This is a genomic window from Thalassotalea eurytherma (assembly GCF_030161415.1).
Taxonomy (GTDB): domain Bacteria; phylum Pseudomonadota; class Gammaproteobacteria; order Enterobacterales; family Alteromonadaceae; genus Thalassotalea_G; species Thalassotalea_G eurytherma.
Genome location: NZ_BSSU01000011.1, coordinates 40,576 through 57,387, shown reverse-complemented (window position 1 = coordinate 57,387; position 16,812 = coordinate 40,576). Strand labels below are relative to the sequence as shown.

The following is a 16,812-nucleotide window of genomic DNA, read 5'->3' as shown; positions in this document are numbered from 1 at the left end:
TAAAATGCTCCTAAAATTAGCCGTTAATACCAGTAATCTTCACTTCAGTGAACCATTGGCGATGGCCCGCTTGTTTGCGTGAATGCTTACGACGTTTGAATTTAACAATCTTAACTTTGTCTGCACGGCCTTGAGTAACAACTTCAGCTGTTACTTTACCGCCAGCAATGTAAGGTGCGCCTACATTGATGTTCTCGCCGTCAGCGATCATTAAAACGTTATCAAAATCTACTGATGAACCAACTTCAAGTTCTAACTTTTCTAAGCGAACCACTTGGCCTTCAGTCACACGGTGCTGTTTACCACCACTTTGGAATACCGCGTACATAGCTACTCCGTACTGCGCCTTACTTTGTACAATAAAGACGCTTTAAATTTAAAAATATAGGGCGCGAATTCTACGCGAAGGATTAGATGATCGCAAGTATAAATCACATGTTTTGTGTATTTTTTTTACGATTCAATTTGGAGTGTTCTTTTACACTAATTTTCGTGTAAACTTCATCACTATTATCTGCTCAATTTTGCTGTTTTTAAGCGCTAACATCTGCAATGGAAATAAAACAAATACAAGCACTTGCTCAACAAGACATGACAAGTGTTAATGATCTCATTTACCAACAAGTTCAATCTGACGTCGCGTTAATTAATCAGCTTGGTATCTATATTGTCAATTCTGGTGGCAAGCGAATGCGCCCTATGTTATCAGTTTTGGCGACTCGTGCACTCAATTATCAAGGAAAGGATCATATTTCGATCGCCGCGATCATTGAGTTCATTCATACGGCTACATTATTGCATGATGACGTTGTTGACGAATCTATGATGCGTCGAGGTCGAGAAACGGCAAACGCCTTATTTGGCAATAGTGCTAGCGTACTTGTCGGTGACTTCCTATATACCCGTTCATTTCAAATGATGGTCGGTTTAAATAATATGAAGATCATGAAGATCCTTTCTGACGCTACCAATATTGTTGCAGAAGGTGAAGTACTGCAATTAATGAACTGCAATGACCCAAGTACAACCGAAGAAAGTTACATGGAAGTGATTTATTGCAAAACGGCAAAGCTGTTCGAAGCAGCGACTCGTTTAGCGGCAGTTGTATCAAACCAAGATGAAACGATAGAAACTGCGATGGCTGACTATGGTAAACACCTAGGTACGGCATTTCAATTAGTTGATGATATTATGGATTACACCGCTGACGCAAAAGAAATGGGTAAAAATGTTGGTGATGACTTAGCAGAGGGTAAACCGACACTACCGTTACTTTATGCGATGGTAAATGGTAATGAGCATCAGCGTCAACTGATCGCTGACGCCATCGAGAATTGCACAGGCATGGACCATTTAGATGAAATAATGGCCGCCATGGAAGCAACAGGCTCACTGCGTTATACCCAGCAACAAGCTGAAAAAGAAGCCGACAAAGCAATTCAAGCGTTGCATGTATTGCCAGACTCAGAGCATAAAACAGCGCTTATTGCATTAGCTCATATAGCAGCGAATCGTTCAGCCTAGCGCTCTTATAAACTTGTATTACAAAGGCCAGCATTAATGCTGGCCTTTTTCTTTAGTATTGGCGCATAATAGCCAGTGATGATTAGCTACATATTTGCCATCATCTTTAACCCTGCAATTTGCATTTGCATTTGCTGATTTAAGTAAGTTTGATAACTTGCTTGCTGTTGCTCAGTTAATATATTGGCCGACTGCTCCAGTGTCTTTTGTTGCTTTTCCATTAACCGATCACGTACTTCGTCTAACTTACCTTCTTGAACAAGTGACATCATATCCATACTGTCTCTTATGTCATCTGGTTCTTGAATCTGCGTTACAGAGTCAATCATTGAGTTCATTTGTTCGCTTGATAAGACTAAATCAGGAGACGTATGCGCATTAAACATAATTAACTCTTGGCGCAACGGTAGTGATTTTTCGTATGCCTTGTAACTTTCAACACCACTTGGGCCAATCAAGACTTCGAGTGATTTTTGATAGTCTTCACTTTCTTGGTATGGTTCGAAATCTTGCTTTTCTTCAGACGACTGATACGTATATTCCATTGCGTATTGGGTTTGGACAATCTGTTCATCAATAATCAAACTCATCAACGTCTCTCGCTGCGCATCGTCTAGTTGCAACTCATCAAACAATGCTTCGTATAACGGTGGGAGTCGATTTTTCATCTGATATTTCAATTGTTGCTTCATAAAATCAGACTGCATCATCTCTTGCATTTCAGGTGATTGCAGCGCTTTTAATGGAGAATTGGCTTGCACTTTACTATCTGAAACTGTTTCACTGTGTTGTGTTTCTTTGTGAAGAGCTGCTGCTAGTGAATCATTTTTTATTGATTTAGCGACTACTTGCGGTTGCTCTATATCAGCGTCGATTGAATTGGCTTGCGCTTCTTGGTTTGAGTTTATTTGGTTTGCTAGCTGCGCATTTTTGATATAAAGCTCAGCAATTTTATTGCCCTGTTGATAATTGCTATAGCCTAATAAAACAATCATCAGAAATAGGATAACATTAAGTGTTTTAGCCATTTTAGTCCCTTAATAAAAGCAGTTAACAAAAAAACCAATATTAACAATATATTTACACTTTGTCTAAAGTGAAAAAATCACGTAGACTCATCAAATAACAGAAAATAAATTGAAATACGCAGTAACTTAACAGGTGAGTAGTAATGCTTGGTGAGCAACATGGTGAAGTATTATTCACCGTTGAAGATAATATTATTATTGCTAAAGCCATAGGCTCTTTTAACGAAGAAGGCGCTTATGACTATACCAATGGTTTTAAAGATAGAGTCGACCAGTTAGGGAGCCAACCATTTGCCATTCTCGTTGATAACCTTTTAATGGAAGGTGCAACTCCAGAAGCCTTTAAAGTATTAGAAGCTTATAATCAGTGGTTAAACGATAAACCGCTAGTGGCCAAAGCCTTTGTCGTAAAAAGCCGAGTAACAACAAGTATAGTAACGGCACACTCGCCTTCAATTAATCAGCAAACAGTCGAAAACTTTTCTACCAAAGAAGACGCCCTTCAATGGTTGAGTAAGAAACTTGCGAATTCACCGTAAACATCTTATCGCGACAATAACTCCCCCTACTTATTAAAATATCATTTGCTAATATGATTTATCAGACATAAAAAAAGCCGCTTAAAGCGGCTTTTTTCTCAAAAACATCGATTAGCCGTTGATAAAATCAACACCTTCTTGAATGTCTTTGTTTAATGTAGCAAGCATATCTTCTTTAGCTTTTTGTTCAAAAGCACTTAACTCACCGTAAGATAAAATTTCTTCAACGCCATTTGCACCTAAACGTACTGGGTGAGCGAAGTATTCAGCATCACCATTTTCAACGGCTACGTATGCATAATCAACAACGTCTTCACCTTGTAAGCCTTTGATAAGAGACATCGTGAAACGTGCTGCAGCAGCACCCATTGATAATGTAGCAGAACCACCGCCCGCTTTAGCATTAACAACTTCAGTACCTGCGTTTTGAATACGAGGTGTTAATGAAGCAACTTCTTCTTCGCTAAACGTTACGCCTTCAACTTGAGAAAGAAGTGGTAAAATAGTTGTACCTGAGTGACCACCAATTACTGGCACTTTCACATCAGCAACATTTACGCCTTTTAATTCAGCAATAAACGCTTCACTACGAATCACGTCAAGTGTCGTTACACCAAATACGCGGTTAGCTTCGTAAGTACCTGCTTTCTTAAACACTTCAGCAACAATTGGCACAGTGCCGTTTACTGGGTTTGTGATAACACCTACTAATGCTTTTGGACAGTTAGCAACAATACCTTCAGCGAGTGTTTTAATAATACCAGCATTAACATTGAATAAGTCTGCACGATCCATACCTGGCTTACGAGGCATACCAGCTGGAATGATTACAATGTCAGCACCTGATAACGCTGGCGCTAAATCATCTGCACCATAACCTTTAACGTCAACCGCTGTCGGGATGTGGCTTAAATCTACAGCAACACCAGGTACAACCGGTGCAACGTCATATAAAGCTAACTCAGAACCAGCAGGTAATTGAGTTTTAAGAAGTAAAGATAACGCTTGGCCGATACCGCCAGCTGCGCCTAAAACAGCTACTTTCATTGGGACTCTCCAAAATTTGAGTATTTACTTAAAATTTTCGTGCACAAAAGATATAGCATAAATCACGAAAAAACAATCAATATCGGCCCTATAAAAGTGCTTTGTTGACTTACCAACAGACTTTTATAGTCAACCGAATACTAGGAACGATGCTTTCGAATGGCTTTTACTGGTAAAAGATAGCTGATTATGGCTAAATACCCCATAAGACTTTGGTATAACCTACCTCAATATAGAATAAGAAAACCATGACAGTTCAACAAAAACAAGAAGCGCTTGTACAAGCATTTAAAGATTTATTGAAACAAGAGCAGTTCGGCTCGCAAAGTGACATTGTTGATGCACTCAAAGCGCAAGGTTTTGATAATATCAGCCAATCTAAAGTGTCACGTATGCTAAGCAAATTTGGCGCAGTAAGAACGCGCAATGCTCGTCAAGAAATGGTGTACTGTTTACCTGCGGAGCTTGGTGTTCCAACGGCAAAAAGCCCGTTAAAGCAGCTTGTTCTAGATATTGAGCATAACAACGTTATGATCATTATTCGCACCAGCCCAGGCGCTGCGCAGTTAATAGCTCGATTATTAGATAGTTTAAGTAAGAGTGATGGTGTATTAGGCACGATTGCCGGCGACGATACAATTTTCATTGCGCCAACAGATGTCAGCGAAATCAACGACACGATTAAGAAGCTAGAAGAGCTTTTTTCGAAAAACCTTTCTTAAGATAGTGCAAACCAGCGTTGGCGATTCTATATCTAGCGTCGCCAACGTTAATTTGATGTATTCATTAATTTGCTTGTTCTATGCGATTTAAGCTAAAGACTTTAGAAAGTTAAGGCTAGGAGCAAAGAAAGCACAACCTGTTTCTGCTTGCGTATATTTCAACATATGATCAAAGTGCCCTTCTCCATCACTATGAATCATTTTCTCGAGCATCTTTTCAAAATGTGAACTCGTATTACAGTATGAAACGAAAAATAACCCTTGGACCTTCATATCACCATACGGCATGCTTTGTCGCAATATTTCCATGCTTTTACCGTCGTCATCTTTTAAATTGACGCGCTTAATATGAGCACAAGGATGAATCTCTTCATCGGTATGTTCGACATTATCCATTTTAGTGCGGCCAAACACATCTTCTTGTTCTTTTTGTTCGATGGTTTGCCATAATTTCATATTGTGACGATAACGTTGTATATGTAGATAACTGCCACCTGAAAAGTCTTTATCTTGTTCATCTGTTACCAAGGCAACTTCACGGCGATGATAGCCTTGTGGATTCTCTGTTCCATCGACAAAGCCCGTTAAATCTCTGCCATCAAGGAATCTAAAGCCACGTACTTGCTCTATTAGCTCAACACTTGAGCCCAATAATTCACAGACCTTAGAACTCACAATATGGTTAACGTCAGCGCGATCACTTCGGATTTCAATGTATAAATCAAAACTTGTAGACGGCGCTATACGATCATCATTATTCATCGTAGGAAAAGGTTTCAATTGGTTTGGCCTGGCATCAGGTGATAGCTCATCCCAATAATTTGAACCAATAGCAATAACACCGGTTAAATTAGATTCAGAAAATCGATCTGCATAGTTATCAAAGAGCTCCGGCATACGACTTAGCGCCTGTCTTAAATAACTATTGTCATCATCAACGACGTTAAAAAGTAAATAGTAGCCATGCAAACTGGGTTCTGAGCAAACACCAAATTGTTCTCTTGCCATAAGTTGAACCTGTATAGAGAAAGTGAGTTACTTGTTATTTTACACATATTTAAAATGTGAACACTATTTGTTTCACAACTAATTTAGCTTACGTAACTTAACATTGACTTAATACAAAAAAAGCGACCGAAGTCGCTTTTTTTTAATAGGTTAATGAGTTGATTAACTGTTTACTGAAACAAACTCTGGGTAAGCTTCAATACCACAATCAGACTTATCAACACCGTTGTACTCGTCTTCATCGCTAACACGAATACCCATTGTTTTCTTCAAGATTGCCCAAACTACCAAGCTTGCTACAAATACCCAACCGAAGATAACCAATGCACCGTATAACTGGCTGCCGAAGCTAGCATCTGCGTTGTTGAATGGTACGATCATTACACCGAAGAAACCCACAACACCGTGAACAGAGATAGCACCTACTGGATCATCAATCTTAACTTTGTCAAAACCAACGATTGAGAACACTACTAATACACCCGCTAGCGCACCAATTAATGAAGCAAATAACGGTGAAGGTGAAAGTGGGTCAGCAGTAATTGCTACTAAACCAGCTAATGCACCATTTAAAATCATCGTTAAGTCAGCTTTACCCCAAACAGCCTTGTTTAGTAATAATGCAGCTACTGCACCAGCTGCTGCTGCTGCGTTTGTGTTTAAGAAAATTTGACCAACAGCCGTTGCGTTTTCAACGTCAGAAAGCATTAACTGAGAACCACCGTTAAAACCAAACCAACCCATCCATAAAATGAATGTACCTAATGTTGCTAAAGGCATGTTTGAACCAGGAATTGGGAATATTTGACCGTTCTCGCCGTATTTACCTTTACGAGCACCTAGTAATAATACACCTGCTAATGCTGCTGCAGCGCCTGCCATGTGAACGATACCTGAACCTGCGAAGTCGCTGAAGCCTGCTGCTGATAAGAAACCGCCGCCCCATGTCCAGTAACCTTCCATTGGGTAGATAAAACCAGTTAATACCACTGTGAAGATTAAGAAAGCCCAAAGTTTCATACGCTCAGCAACCGCACCCGATACGATTGACATTGCTGTTGCAACGAAAACAACTTGGAAAAAGAAGTCTGACTCAAGTGAGTGGTCAGCATCTGCAGCTTGTGTGCCAATTAGCGCACCTAAGCTAGGAATAATGCCGCCTTCAGCATTGTCGACATACATGATGTTGTAGCCAACAAGTAAGAACATCACACACGCAATTGAATATAAACAAATATTTTTAGTTAAGATTTCTGTTGTATTTTTAGAGCGAACTAAACCCGCTTCTAACATGGCAAAACCTGCTGCCATCCACATAACTAATGCACCAGAAATTAAAAAGTAAAAAGTATCTAGGGCGAAACGAAGTTCGGTAACCGTCGTCGATACTGTTGCTAACTCTTCCATTATTATCCCCTATTATTATATAGCTTGAGTATCTAATTCGCCGGTGCGAATACGTACTGCTTGTTGAAGGTCGTAAACGAAAATTTTACCGTCACCAATTTTGCCTGTATAAGCTGCTTTGCTAATTGCTTCTACTAGACGCTCTGCCACATCGCTATTTACGGCAACTTCCAATTTAACTTTTGGTAAAAAGTCTACTTGGTATTCCGCACCACGATATAGTTCGGTATGACCTTTTTGACGGCCGAAACCTTTAACTTCGCTAACCGTTAAACCTTCGACGCCAATCTCTGAAATGGCTTCTCTTACATCATCAAGCTTAAAAGGCTTTATGATCGCACTGACAAGTTTCATATTATTTTCCCTACAAGTGTTTTTTAATAACTTGTTACAAAGCTTGTGCCAAGTATAAAAGACAAATAAATACAACAACTTAACACAGAAACACTTTCACCACCCGAATAAAACGCACAATATTGGTGCACTAAATAAAATGCTTTGCACAAACTTTAGGCACAAAAAAAGACAGCTTCTGCTGTCTTTCTTAAAATCAATATACGATTAATAAATCATCGCTGCGCCCGGATTTAAAATGGCTAGTACATCAAAACGTTCTAGATCACACACTTTCAAAGCATCATCAAAGGCTTGTTTATCGAGCCCCATCGCTTCATAGAGCTCTTCGCTAACAATCTCTTGGTACAACAGTTTTGGAAAATAGGTGTTTTTAGCCATCATCCGTTTAGCAAGATAAAGTAAGTTGACATCATTAATCGTGTAATTGTCTGAAAGCTCATCCTGCTTCTTAATCGGCTCGACTATACTAATCGGTAATTGCCAACATTGAAGAAGATGAGAGGTACATTCGCCAAACGTAAAACCTAATGTCTCTTGCTCGCGCAACCACGGATAGATTTCTAAACCTTCATATATGTCAGCTATTTTTTCTGGCGACAGTTGTTTTACGACAAGCTCACCGAGGTTATGAAGAAGACCTAAAATAAACAGTCGTTCACCACGTGGAACATTTAACTGTAAAGCGAGTTGTTTGATAATCAGTGCGCAATCAACGCTCTTTTCCCAAAATTGAGTCAGGTACTCAGCATCAGCATCAATTGATTCAAATGCTTTTGCAGTGAAGTGAGCGATAACCAAATTATAAACTTCAGTAATACCTAGTACTAAAACCGCTTTCGATATGGTGTCTATTTTTCCGGGGTAATTGAAAAATGAACTGTTAGCAAGCTTCAATACAGTGGCCGACAAAGCAGGGTCGAGTATAATAACATCTGCAATGTCGTCAATCGTTGATGTTTCATCATCAATCAGATCTTTAATTCTGATGAACGAATCCGACAATACAAAGATTTCACTAGCCTGCTCCGCATATGCCTTTGCATCCATTAAACATACCCCTAAAAGTTAATGTCTTTCATTATAAACCGATGATGAAAAAATATTGAGAAAATTCATCGACAAATTAAGTATAGCTATTATCAATCAGTCTTCAATTGACTTCTGCACTTACGTGATAAGAACTAAATTTACGCATGTTGATAACGCCAGTTTCAAAAATCAAATATTGACCTTTAATGCCTTTTAAAACACCAGACACTTCAGGTGTTTTGTCAAAATTAAATGAGCTAATCTTTGTTAGGTACTCTGTCACAGGAAACGCTAAGTTAACAACCTCTTCATCTAGAATTTCAATGGCATCGTCACCAAAACGTTCTTTTAATTTGGCAACGGTATCAGCAATTAAAGGCAATAATTCTTGTGCTTTATCTTTGAGATCAACTGCATCGCCCTGGCCTTTTAACATGGCTCGCCAATTGGTTTTGTCAGCAATATGTTTTGCTAATTCAATTTCGACCAAACCTGATTGTAAACGTGTACTCACAGCAAATAGTGGTAATGCTTGTGTCGCCCCTTGATCGACCCAACGAGTTGGAATTTGTGTATGCCTTGTAATTCCTACTTTAACGCCTGAAGTATTAGACAAATACACATAGTGCTTGATCATACAGTGTTGCTCACCCCACTCTGGCTCACGACAGGTACCTTGATCATAATGGCACGTTTCAGGCTTCATAATACACATGTCGCATTGCGCTAGTTTCTGCATACAAGGAAAACAATAGCCTTGAGAATAGCTCTTACGTATCTTTTTATCACAATGCTTACAGGTGATTTTATTATGAAAAGTTAGCTTGAGCTCTTTGCCAATAACCTCATTTAATGACAGCAATTCATCACCTATTGGTAACTGATAACTGACATTACCTTGTTCATCGTGTGATGATTTCATTTTTGAAATAGGACCAGGACCTATCATAACGGACACTTCGTAGAATGTTATTTGTGTGCTATTTTAAGCAAAATTATAAGGTTAAGCTAGCCTCGCGATCATAATAAGCGGTTGTAAAGCAATAATTAAAGTGAAAATTTTGATGAATTCTTGGTATGTATATTTTGTTCGTTGCGCAGATAACTCCCTTTATGGCGGCATTACCACTGATTTAAAACGCCGGGTTGCCGAGCATAACAATGATAATAAAAAAGGGGCAAAGTATACTCGTACTAGACGTCCTGTAACGCTAGTTTACAGCGAGCAATGCCTAGATAAATCGTCAGCGGCAAAACGCGAATATCAAATTAAGCACCTCAGCAAAAAAGCTAAGGAACTGCTTGTTCAATCTCAATAGTGTTAGATGGCTAAAAACTGGTCGGCTGTGTTTTCCTTTCGTGTTCAACATTATTACTGCTAAAATCGCCGCCAGATTAAGCAGTTTTATAGAGTTCAATGTTGATTACCTCGTTTTATACGCAAGATAATAACCAAGTTATTTTTTCAAGAGAGCAAGCAAGTAGCTTTGCTAAGCAAATCGCTGATGACTTCAACCCGATTCACAATGTCGATGCAAAAAGGTTTTGTGTACCGGGTGATTTACTGTTTGCTATTACACTAGCGAAAGCTGGGTTGTACCAAAAAATGGAATTCACGTTTAGTGGCATGGTCACTGATAACATCCCTTTAAACTTCCCTATTCACATAGAAAACAAAGCTTGTGTAACCGATGATAAAGAAAAAGAATATTTAAACGTTGCGGTTAGTGGAGAAAGAACAACTAACGATGACTTTATTGATCAATTAACCAAAGCTTACGTCGAGTTTTCAGGTCATACATTCCCTCATATTTTAGTACAGCTTATGTCTGAGCATCAGGTGATGATCAATCCGACAAGACCGATGGTGATGTATGAGCGTATGACGCTAGAACTTGATAGCTTCGAAGGGGATAATATTGAGCTTGTTACGGATCAAAATACGTTAACTATCGATGGAAAGCGCGGTTCAGCTTGTTTAGCTTTTGATTTAACCAGTAATGGTAAGGTCATTGGGCATGGCAAAAAGTACATGATGTTAAGTGGCCTACGTCCATATTGTAACGACACCATGCAATCAATTGTGGATGACTACAAAGAAATTAAACGTAATTACCAACAGTAAGCATTGCAACAATAAAAGAAAAAGCAGACATATTTGTCTGCTTTTTTTATGAGCGCTTTCTTAGACGATAAATGAGGCGATCAAGTTTTTCAGCTGAAACACGCATCATTCGTTGAGTTTTTCGTAACCACTTTTTAGCTAATGGATATTCTAAGCTAAGTACCGCCAACCCTAATGGCAAAAACAAAAACGCCGGCCCCGGTACCAAAATAAAAAGCGTGCCGATGATAGTTAAAAAGCCACCAACTAACGAAATGACTAACTTTCTGGTTTTATCCTTCATATTGTTACTGTCTGTTGTTCAATTTAACTATAAGAAGCAATTGCCACACCAACAAAAATAACCATTATTATCATAACATTAAGAATAACCGTTCAAATAAAGGTATGTTTTGACACCGAAATTTAGTGTTTTTGATTATATTGTTGGTCAAAAATCTCTTGCGCTTTTTTAGCATGCTCAACACAGTATGCAAAAACACTCATGACTTTAGGCCGAATACATTTTTTCGGCTTATCATAAGCATTTAACCACGCTTGTTGCTTCGCACCAGAAAAAGCCCCTTTGATAACCAGTGGTTTATTCTCAGCATAAGTTGGTGACTTAGCATTGATTTTTTTGCGTTGATTTTGATTCATCTGCGCTTGAGTTTTACCCGACAACCTTTGCGTCTTTTTTGCCTTGTTTTTAGCTTTTTTCTTGGTCTTACCCTTTTGACATTGCCACCAAGCTAGCCATGCTTTTCGCTCCCGCTCTTGTAATCTGCTCATAGCTGAGGGCTTACCACCTTTGCGCAGTTTATTCTGAATGCTTTGATGTGATTTTTTCTCTGCAGAGCAATCTGGCGCTGCCTGCGAATTCGAAGTAAATAATGCAAGAAATACACTTACCAAAAGGAACTTAATAGGTAATGTTGTCATGATTTCATCCTTGAAATTACAATCAATCATTTATGATGTTTATGTCTATACTTAGTTTTTAGTTTAAGAACAGGGATTGTTCAAATGAAGACGAAAAGTATTTCTTATTGGCTACTATTTGCGTTTGTCATTTTTGCTGCTAGTAGGGCTCAGTCAAACACGATGCCACTGCAACACGGTAAAGCATTAACCGATCAACACATCGACATCAATCAATACTACATCAGTGAAAAACTCGATGGCGTTCGAGGGTATTGGGATGGTCTGCACCTATACACTCGGCAAGGTAACATCATCAACGTGCCTGAAAGCTTTACGAAAAATTGGCCAAACACGGCCCTCGATGGTGAGTTATGGAGTAAGCGAAACCACTTCGATCACATTAGTGGCTGTGTTCGTCGTAATAAAGCCCAAGCATGTTGGCAATCTATTAACTTCCATATTTTTGATTTACCCAAACACCAAGGCCCTTTTCACGAGCGCGTTGTCGTCATGAACTCCCTTTGCCAAACGCTTCGTCAAACAACAATACAATGTGTACAGCAACTAAAACTTCTCAATATTACCCAATTAAATCATCTTCTTGACCAAGTTATCGCTCAACAAGGTGAAGGCTTAATGCTTCATCACCAAGACGCGCTTTATCAAGCTAAACGGGTCAATCATTTACTCAAATTAAAACCAAGCTATTTCGATACCGCAACTGTTGTAGATCATGTTGAAGGCAAAGGAAAGTATACAGGCATGCTAGGATCACTTACCGTTGAAACAAAGACTGGTATTCGCTTTAAAATAGGTACTGGCTTTACAGACGAGCAACGTCGAAATCCACCTGTTGTCGGCAGCAAAATTGAATATAAATACCTTGGCAAAACGGCTAAAGGTGTGCCAAGATTTGCCAGCTTTATTAAAGAAATCAATCAAGGAAACTAATGGAATTTCATTTGTGGTTATCCCTCGTACTGATCTGTGTTTTGGGTGCGTTGTCACCAGGACCTAGCCTCGCCTTGGTAATAAAAAACACCATTCATGGTGGTGCTAAACAAGGTTACGCTACCGCGATCAGTCACGGACTAGGCGTAGCGATCTATGCAGGTGCCTGTATTGCTGGTTTAGGGGTTTTGATTGTTAACTCACCTGTGTTATTTCAATTTTTACAATATGGTGGTGCGGCGTTTTTAGTCTATTTAGGTGTTAAAGCACTGTTAGCTAAAAAGCCTTCAACTAATGATGATAACCAAGCTGTCGAGATTAACGTTAATGGTTGGCGCGATGGTTTCCTAATCGCTTTTTTAAACCCGAAACTGGCCATCTTCTTCATTGCATTATTTAGTCAGTTCATTGATGCAAGCGCGAGCATAGAACAGAAAATGATTATGGTGTCGACCGTAGGCCTGATCGATGGCATATGGTACTGCTTAGTGACCTTTGCATTAACTCGCGGCAACATTATCGAAAAACTAAGAAACAATAGCCATATTGTCGATAAGGTGACGGGGGTTGTCCTGATAAGCTTAGCAACGCGCGTTGTTTTGCAATAACAGCTGTTTTGGCACTAAATAAACTGGTAGCGAAGCACCTTCAAACCTTTACCCTGATGTACTTCTTTAAAAACTTCAGGGTTTGAGAGTTGTTCTTTAAACTGGCAACGAGGACAATATTCTTCTACTTGTTGCTTCAAGAAATTTTCATCGAGATCTGGTGAGTTTAAACACAGTAATAATTCTGAACCACTTGCCATAAAATCAGGTAAACGGCGTAAAATTTTGCCATAGTCTCGCTGAATATTAACGCTACCTTTTTGGAAGGAAGGCGGATCGCAAACTAGCACATCAAAAGGCCCTAGCTTCTTCAATCGACCAAATGATTTAAATATATCAATGCCTTGAAACTTTACTTTAGAAAGGTCTTGTTGATTTAATTTATGGTTCTCTCTGCCCACCGATAGCGACGCTTTACTTAAATCAACATTGACTACTTCACTAGCGCCACCAGCGAGTGCGGCAACAGAAAACGCACAGGTATAGGAAAATAAATTAAGGACTTTTTTATTTTCAGCATTTGCTTGCAGCCAATTACGACCATTTAACATATCAAGAAAAAGACCATGGTTTTGCGAGCGACCAAAACGAATGTGATACTTTCTGCCCTGCTCCTCTACCACCGTTTGCTGTATATCTTCACCAATCAGTATTTCTTGGGGTGCCATTGAACGACATCGATATTGCACTTGAACCGACTGACAACCATCAATATTTTCATTCAACCACTGAGCTAATTCAGCAAGCCATTGGTTATCAACTTCTTTATATAAGGTAATGAGTACGACAGGAGAAAACCAATCAACACTTATATGTTCAAAACCTGTGTAGGCATGCCCTCGGCCATGAAAAAGACGCTGTGTTTGGCTTAAATCATGCCATTGAATAAATTCAATCATTAAAATTACCCCAATAAAAAAGCCGCGCAATCATATCAATTGCACGGCTTTGAAAACAGTTTTATCCGGGTTTAGAAGCCAAATAAGCTTGTGCCGAAAAATTTTGTCGCTACGGTATTTAGGAAAATACCCAATAAAATAACGGGAATAAACGTACTTAGTGCGAAGTTTATATACTTTTCACTTAATGAGCCAATGTAGTTTTCACTGCCTTGGGCAAGCTCTTCACTCAACTTATTTTTCTTCCAACGGTAGCTTACGAATAAACACACCAACAAACCGTTTAGCGGTAAAATTGTGTCGTAGAAAATATCATAAATCACGTCAAAGAATGACTTAGGACCATTCGCATAATTGGTAAACTCAGTGAAGAAAGCCACCATACCAAAAGATACGGTTGCAAATAACGTTAATACACCAGCAGTCGCAAGCAATACTTTTAACGACTTCTTACGTGAATAGCGCTTCTCTGTTACTAAATAGGATACCGGCACTTCGATAATCGATACCAATGAGGTGATCGCCGCGAAAAATACCAACAAGAAGAAGATCCCAGCAACAATACTTGCGCCCGCATAACCAATTGACACCTGTAATGCTAAGAATATTTTAGGTAAAAAAGTAAAAATTAAAGAGACAGAACTGTCACTTAACTCGGCAGGGTTTACCTCTGGGTTAAATGAGAAAACAGCCGGTAAAATCATCAAACCTGCCGTAAATGCAACGGCGGTATCAGTGATTGCAACTAACTTTGCTGAACCAACAATATCTGTGCGCTTATCAATATACGAGCCATAGGTAATTAAAATACCCATACCTAACGATAGTGAGAAGAATGCCTGAGACAATGCCCCGTTGACAACAGTAGGGGTAATCTTGTCGAACTCAGGAATAATAAAGAACTCAACGCCTGCCATTGCATTATCTTGGAATAAAACAAAAACCACTAAGGCAACAAGCATAATGAATAACGATGGCATTAAGACTTTCGCTGCCTTTTCAATACCGTCTTTTACGCCCGCTAATAGGATAAAATTAACAATAGTTGCAACAACCGCTAATGCGCCAAAAACCCAACCACTATTAATAAAGGCACCAAATGAAGCTGGGTCAGCTAAGTAATCAAGGTTGCCGCCAATGAGCATCACCAAGTAACCAAATAGCCAAACGGTGATTACCATATAGAACACACCAATCATAAACGGTGTAATAACGCCTAATAGGCCAGCAAAGGTCCATAAGCCACCTTCACCACCTAATGATTTAAATGCGCCAACAGGTTCTTTTTGTGACTTACGCCCCATAGCCATTTCGGCCATCATGACAGGTAAACAAATTAAAAAGACGAAAATTGCATAGATAAGTAGAAATGCACCACCACCATTTTTGGCTGCATTGACGGGAAAGCCAACCAGATTACCAATACCTACAGCAGAACCCGCGGCAGCTAAAATAAAGCCAATGCGCGAGCTAAAATGTTCTCTGTTTGCGCTCATAGATTTCCTTCGTTGTAAGAATTATTAGAATATTTTGATTATTATTTTTTGTGGTCAATGATGCTAGCAAGGATTTAATGTTGTGTCTGCCCCCGAGCTGTATAGTTTGTAGGCAAACTGTATAGAATTCGGTGCAATTGAAACAATACGCTTACGAAGCTTATTGAAATTAAAGCGTTTTTTATTTCTTAAGGAAATATTATTGTCATAAAAAAGTGGTAACAATTTTACTTGCTACCACTTCAACTGGCTAAAAAGCCATCAATTAGAAGAACTTAGCATTCATTATGTTCAAAATTTCTTGCGCTTCATTCGCGGCATACTCTGCAGCTTGGTTAAGATCGTCGTTAGTAACACCTAATGCCTGACACATTTTTTCATCAACCGTATCGTCATATGGGTACAACTCTGGATGGCTATCAACTAAGGCAAGTCTCGACGCTAAATAAAGCACCTTTACGTCTTTATTAATTTGAATGTCTTGAGCTTGGTTAAAATGCCTAACCGGTAAGATAATTTTCTCTGGAATTTGCCACATAGACAACAACTCAGCCGTGATATCTGTATAAGTAAACCCCAAGGCTTGTTGTTGAATCGACCACGGTAATTGTTCAGCCGTATACTGTTCACATTGTTTAGCGATGTCAGGCGTTTCTTTAGCAACAATTAACTCACCAAAGTTTTGCAACAAACCGGCAACGAACAAACGCTCTATATCTCTAATGCCTGCTTTCACAGCAAGATTTTTGGATACCAAGGCACAATAAACAGAGCTTCGCCAAAATCGTTTTAAATCGATGACCTGATTTTCAAAATGTTTAAATGCACTTGCAGCGACATCAACTAACATCATGTTATAGATCGCCTGTGTACCAATAATCGTGATAGCTCTTGATATGGTACTGATTTCACCGCTAAAGCTATAAATAGCGCTGTTGGCTATTTTTAATAGACGTGATGTCATTGACGGATCAACACTAATCACATTAGCGAAATCTTCTATCACCGACGTTTCATCTTCCATAAGGGCTTTCACTTTAAAACAAGCATCTGGTAAGGCAAATGATCCATTAGCTTGTTCGGCATACTGTTGCGCATTCATTATTATATTCTCTGGCATACTTTGTTTCAGTGTATCTTGATAACTTTATGATTCAAAGGTCATTTAA

At 39.1% G+C, this 16,812-nt stretch carries 20 protein-coding genes; 7 read left to right on the top strand and 13 right to left on the bottom strand.

Annotated features, from left to right (window positions below; genetic code table 11):
- Positions 1 to 16 precede the first annotated feature (16 nt).
- Positions 17 to 328, bottom strand: a complete 312-nt coding sequence (gene rplU, locus QQK02_RS11670) for a 50S ribosomal protein L21 (protein WP_284208219.1) — start codon at positions 326 to 328, stop codon at positions 17 to 19.
- A gap of 224 nt (positions 329 to 552) precedes the next feature.
- Between rplU and ispB the strand changes: the two genes are divergently transcribed.
- Complete coding sequence (gene ispB, locus QQK02_RS11665; RefSeq protein WP_284208218.1) at positions 553 to 1,524, top strand: octaprenyl diphosphate synthase; 972 nt, start codon at positions 553 to 555, stop codon at positions 1,522 to 1,524.
- 86 nt (positions 1,525 to 1,610) lie between these two features.
- Here ispB and QQK02_RS11660 read toward each other — a convergent pair whose 3' ends face one another.
- A complete protein-coding gene (locus QQK02_RS11660) occupies positions 1,611 to 2,552 on the bottom strand; it encodes a hypothetical protein (protein ID WP_284208217.1) in 942 nt (313 codons plus the stop codon).
- Between the two features lie 143 nt (positions 2,553 to 2,695).
- On the opposite strand from QQK02_RS11660, the gene QQK02_RS11655 reads away from it, so the two are divergent.
- Positions 2,696 to 3,091 carry a hypothetical protein gene (locus QQK02_RS11655; protein ID WP_284208216.1) on the top strand — a complete coding sequence of 132 codons (396 nt, stop codon included), beginning with the start codon at positions 2,696 to 2,698 and terminating at the stop codon, positions 3,089 to 3,091.
- A gap of 111 nt (positions 3,092 to 3,202) precedes the next feature.
- Here QQK02_RS11655 and mdh read toward each other — a convergent pair whose 3' ends face one another.
- Positions 3,203 to 4,138: a malate dehydrogenase gene (gene mdh, locus QQK02_RS11650; protein ID WP_284208215.1), complete on the bottom strand. Its 936-nt coding sequence runs from the start codon at positions 4,136 to 4,138 to the stop codon at positions 3,203 to 3,205.
- Positions 4,139 to 4,386: 248 nt separating this feature from the next.
- Between mdh and argR the strand changes: the two genes are divergently transcribed.
- Positions 4,387 to 4,860, top strand: coding sequence for a transcriptional regulator ArgR (gene argR / locus QQK02_RS11645; protein ID WP_284208214.1), 474 nt, complete (start codon positions 4,387 to 4,389; stop codon positions 4,858 to 4,860).
- Positions 4,861 to 4,947: 87 nt separating this feature from the next.
- On the opposite strand, the gene QQK02_RS11640 is transcribed toward argR, so the two are convergent.
- The 5 genes from QQK02_RS11640 to QQK02_RS11620 all read right to left on the bottom strand — a co-directional run bounded on the left by QQK02_RS11640 (position 4,948) and on the right by QQK02_RS11620 (position 9,610).
- A complete protein-coding gene (locus QQK02_RS11640) occupies positions 4,948 to 5,868 on the bottom strand; it encodes a Dyp-type peroxidase (protein WP_284208213.1) in 921 nt (306 codons plus the stop codon).
- A gap of 162 nt (positions 5,869 to 6,030) precedes the next feature.
- On the bottom strand, positions 6,031 to 7,275 hold the full coding sequence (locus QQK02_RS11635) for an ammonium transporter (RefSeq protein ID WP_284208212.1): 1,245 nt from the start codon (positions 7,273 to 7,275) through the stop codon (positions 6,031 to 6,033).
- Between the two features lie 15 nt (positions 7,276 to 7,290).
- Positions 7,291 to 7,629 carry a P-II family nitrogen regulator gene (glnK, locus tag QQK02_RS11630; RefSeq protein ID WP_284208211.1) on the bottom strand — a complete coding sequence of 113 codons (339 nt, stop codon included), beginning with the start codon at positions 7,627 to 7,629 and terminating at the stop codon, positions 7,291 to 7,293.
- Between the two features lie 207 nt (positions 7,630 to 7,836).
- Entirely contained in the window at positions 7,837 to 8,679 is an 843-nt protein-coding gene (locus QQK02_RS11625) for an HDOD domain-containing protein (RefSeq protein WP_284208210.1), read from the bottom strand.
- 103 nt (positions 8,680 to 8,782) lie between these two features.
- On the bottom strand, positions 8,783 to 9,610 hold the full coding sequence (locus QQK02_RS11620) for a DUF2797 domain-containing protein (RefSeq protein WP_284208209.1): 828 nt from the start codon (positions 9,608 to 9,610) through the stop codon (positions 8,783 to 8,785).
- 115 nt (positions 9,611 to 9,725) lie between these two features.
- On the opposite strand from QQK02_RS11620, the gene QQK02_RS11615 reads away from it, so the two are divergent.
- Together QQK02_RS11615 and QQK02_RS11610 are read left to right on the top strand one after the other, a co-directional pair.
- On the top strand, positions 9,726 to 9,980 hold the full coding sequence (locus QQK02_RS11615; protein WP_284208207.1) for a GIY-YIG nuclease family protein: 255 nt from the start codon (positions 9,726 to 9,728) through the stop codon (positions 9,978 to 9,980).
- 98 nt (positions 9,981 to 10,078) lie between these two features.
- On the top strand, positions 10,079 to 10,786 hold the full coding sequence (locus tag QQK02_RS11610) for a DUF3581 family protein (RefSeq protein WP_284208205.1): 708 nt from the start codon (positions 10,079 to 10,081) through the stop codon (positions 10,784 to 10,786).
- 46 nt (positions 10,787 to 10,832) lie between these two features.
- Here QQK02_RS11610 and QQK02_RS11605 read toward each other — a convergent pair whose 3' ends face one another.
- Both QQK02_RS11605 and QQK02_RS11600 read right to left on the bottom strand, forming a co-directional pair.
- The gene (locus QQK02_RS11605) at positions 10,833 to 11,069 is read right to left on the bottom strand and encodes a PGPGW domain-containing protein (protein WP_284208204.1); all 237 of its coding nucleotides are present in this window, start codon (positions 11,067 to 11,069) and stop codon (positions 10,833 to 10,835) included.
- Positions 11,070 to 11,191: 122 nt separating this feature from the next.
- Complete coding sequence (locus QQK02_RS11600) at positions 11,192 to 11,707, bottom strand: hypothetical protein (protein ID WP_284208203.1); 516 nt, start codon at positions 11,705 to 11,707, stop codon at positions 11,192 to 11,194.
- Positions 11,708 to 11,791: 84 nt separating this feature from the next.
- On the opposite strand from QQK02_RS11600, the gene QQK02_RS11595 reads away from it, so the two are divergent.
- Positions 11,792 to 12,640, top strand: coding sequence for a DNA ligase (locus QQK02_RS11595; protein WP_284208202.1), 849 nt, complete (start codon positions 11,792 to 11,794; stop codon positions 12,638 to 12,640).
- Complete coding sequence (locus QQK02_RS11590) at positions 12,640 to 13,248, top strand: LysE family translocator (RefSeq protein WP_284208201.1); 609 nt, start codon at positions 12,640 to 12,642, stop codon at positions 13,246 to 13,248. The genes QQK02_RS11595 and QQK02_RS11590 overlap by 1 nt, the downstream gene beginning before the upstream one ends.
- 14 nt (positions 13,249 to 13,262) lie before the next feature.
- Here QQK02_RS11590 and QQK02_RS11585 read toward each other — a convergent pair whose 3' ends face one another.
- The 3 genes from QQK02_RS11585 to QQK02_RS11575 form a co-directional block, all read right to left on the bottom strand.
- Positions 13,263 to 14,147: a class I SAM-dependent methyltransferase gene (locus tag QQK02_RS11585; RefSeq protein WP_284208200.1), complete on the bottom strand. Its 885-nt coding sequence runs from the start codon at positions 14,145 to 14,147 to the stop codon at positions 13,263 to 13,265.
- A gap of 71 nt (positions 14,148 to 14,218) precedes the next feature.
- On the bottom strand, positions 14,219 to 15,643 hold the full coding sequence (locus QQK02_RS11580; RefSeq protein ID WP_284208199.1) for a sodium-dependent transporter: 1,425 nt from the start codon (positions 15,641 to 15,643) through the stop codon (positions 14,219 to 14,221).
- A gap of 265 nt (positions 15,644 to 15,908) precedes the next feature.
- A complete protein-coding gene (locus QQK02_RS11575; RefSeq protein WP_284208198.1) occupies positions 15,909 to 16,745 on the bottom strand; it encodes an HDOD domain-containing protein in 837 nt (278 codons plus the stop codon).
- Between the last annotated feature and the right edge of the window lie 67 nt (positions 16,746 to 16,812).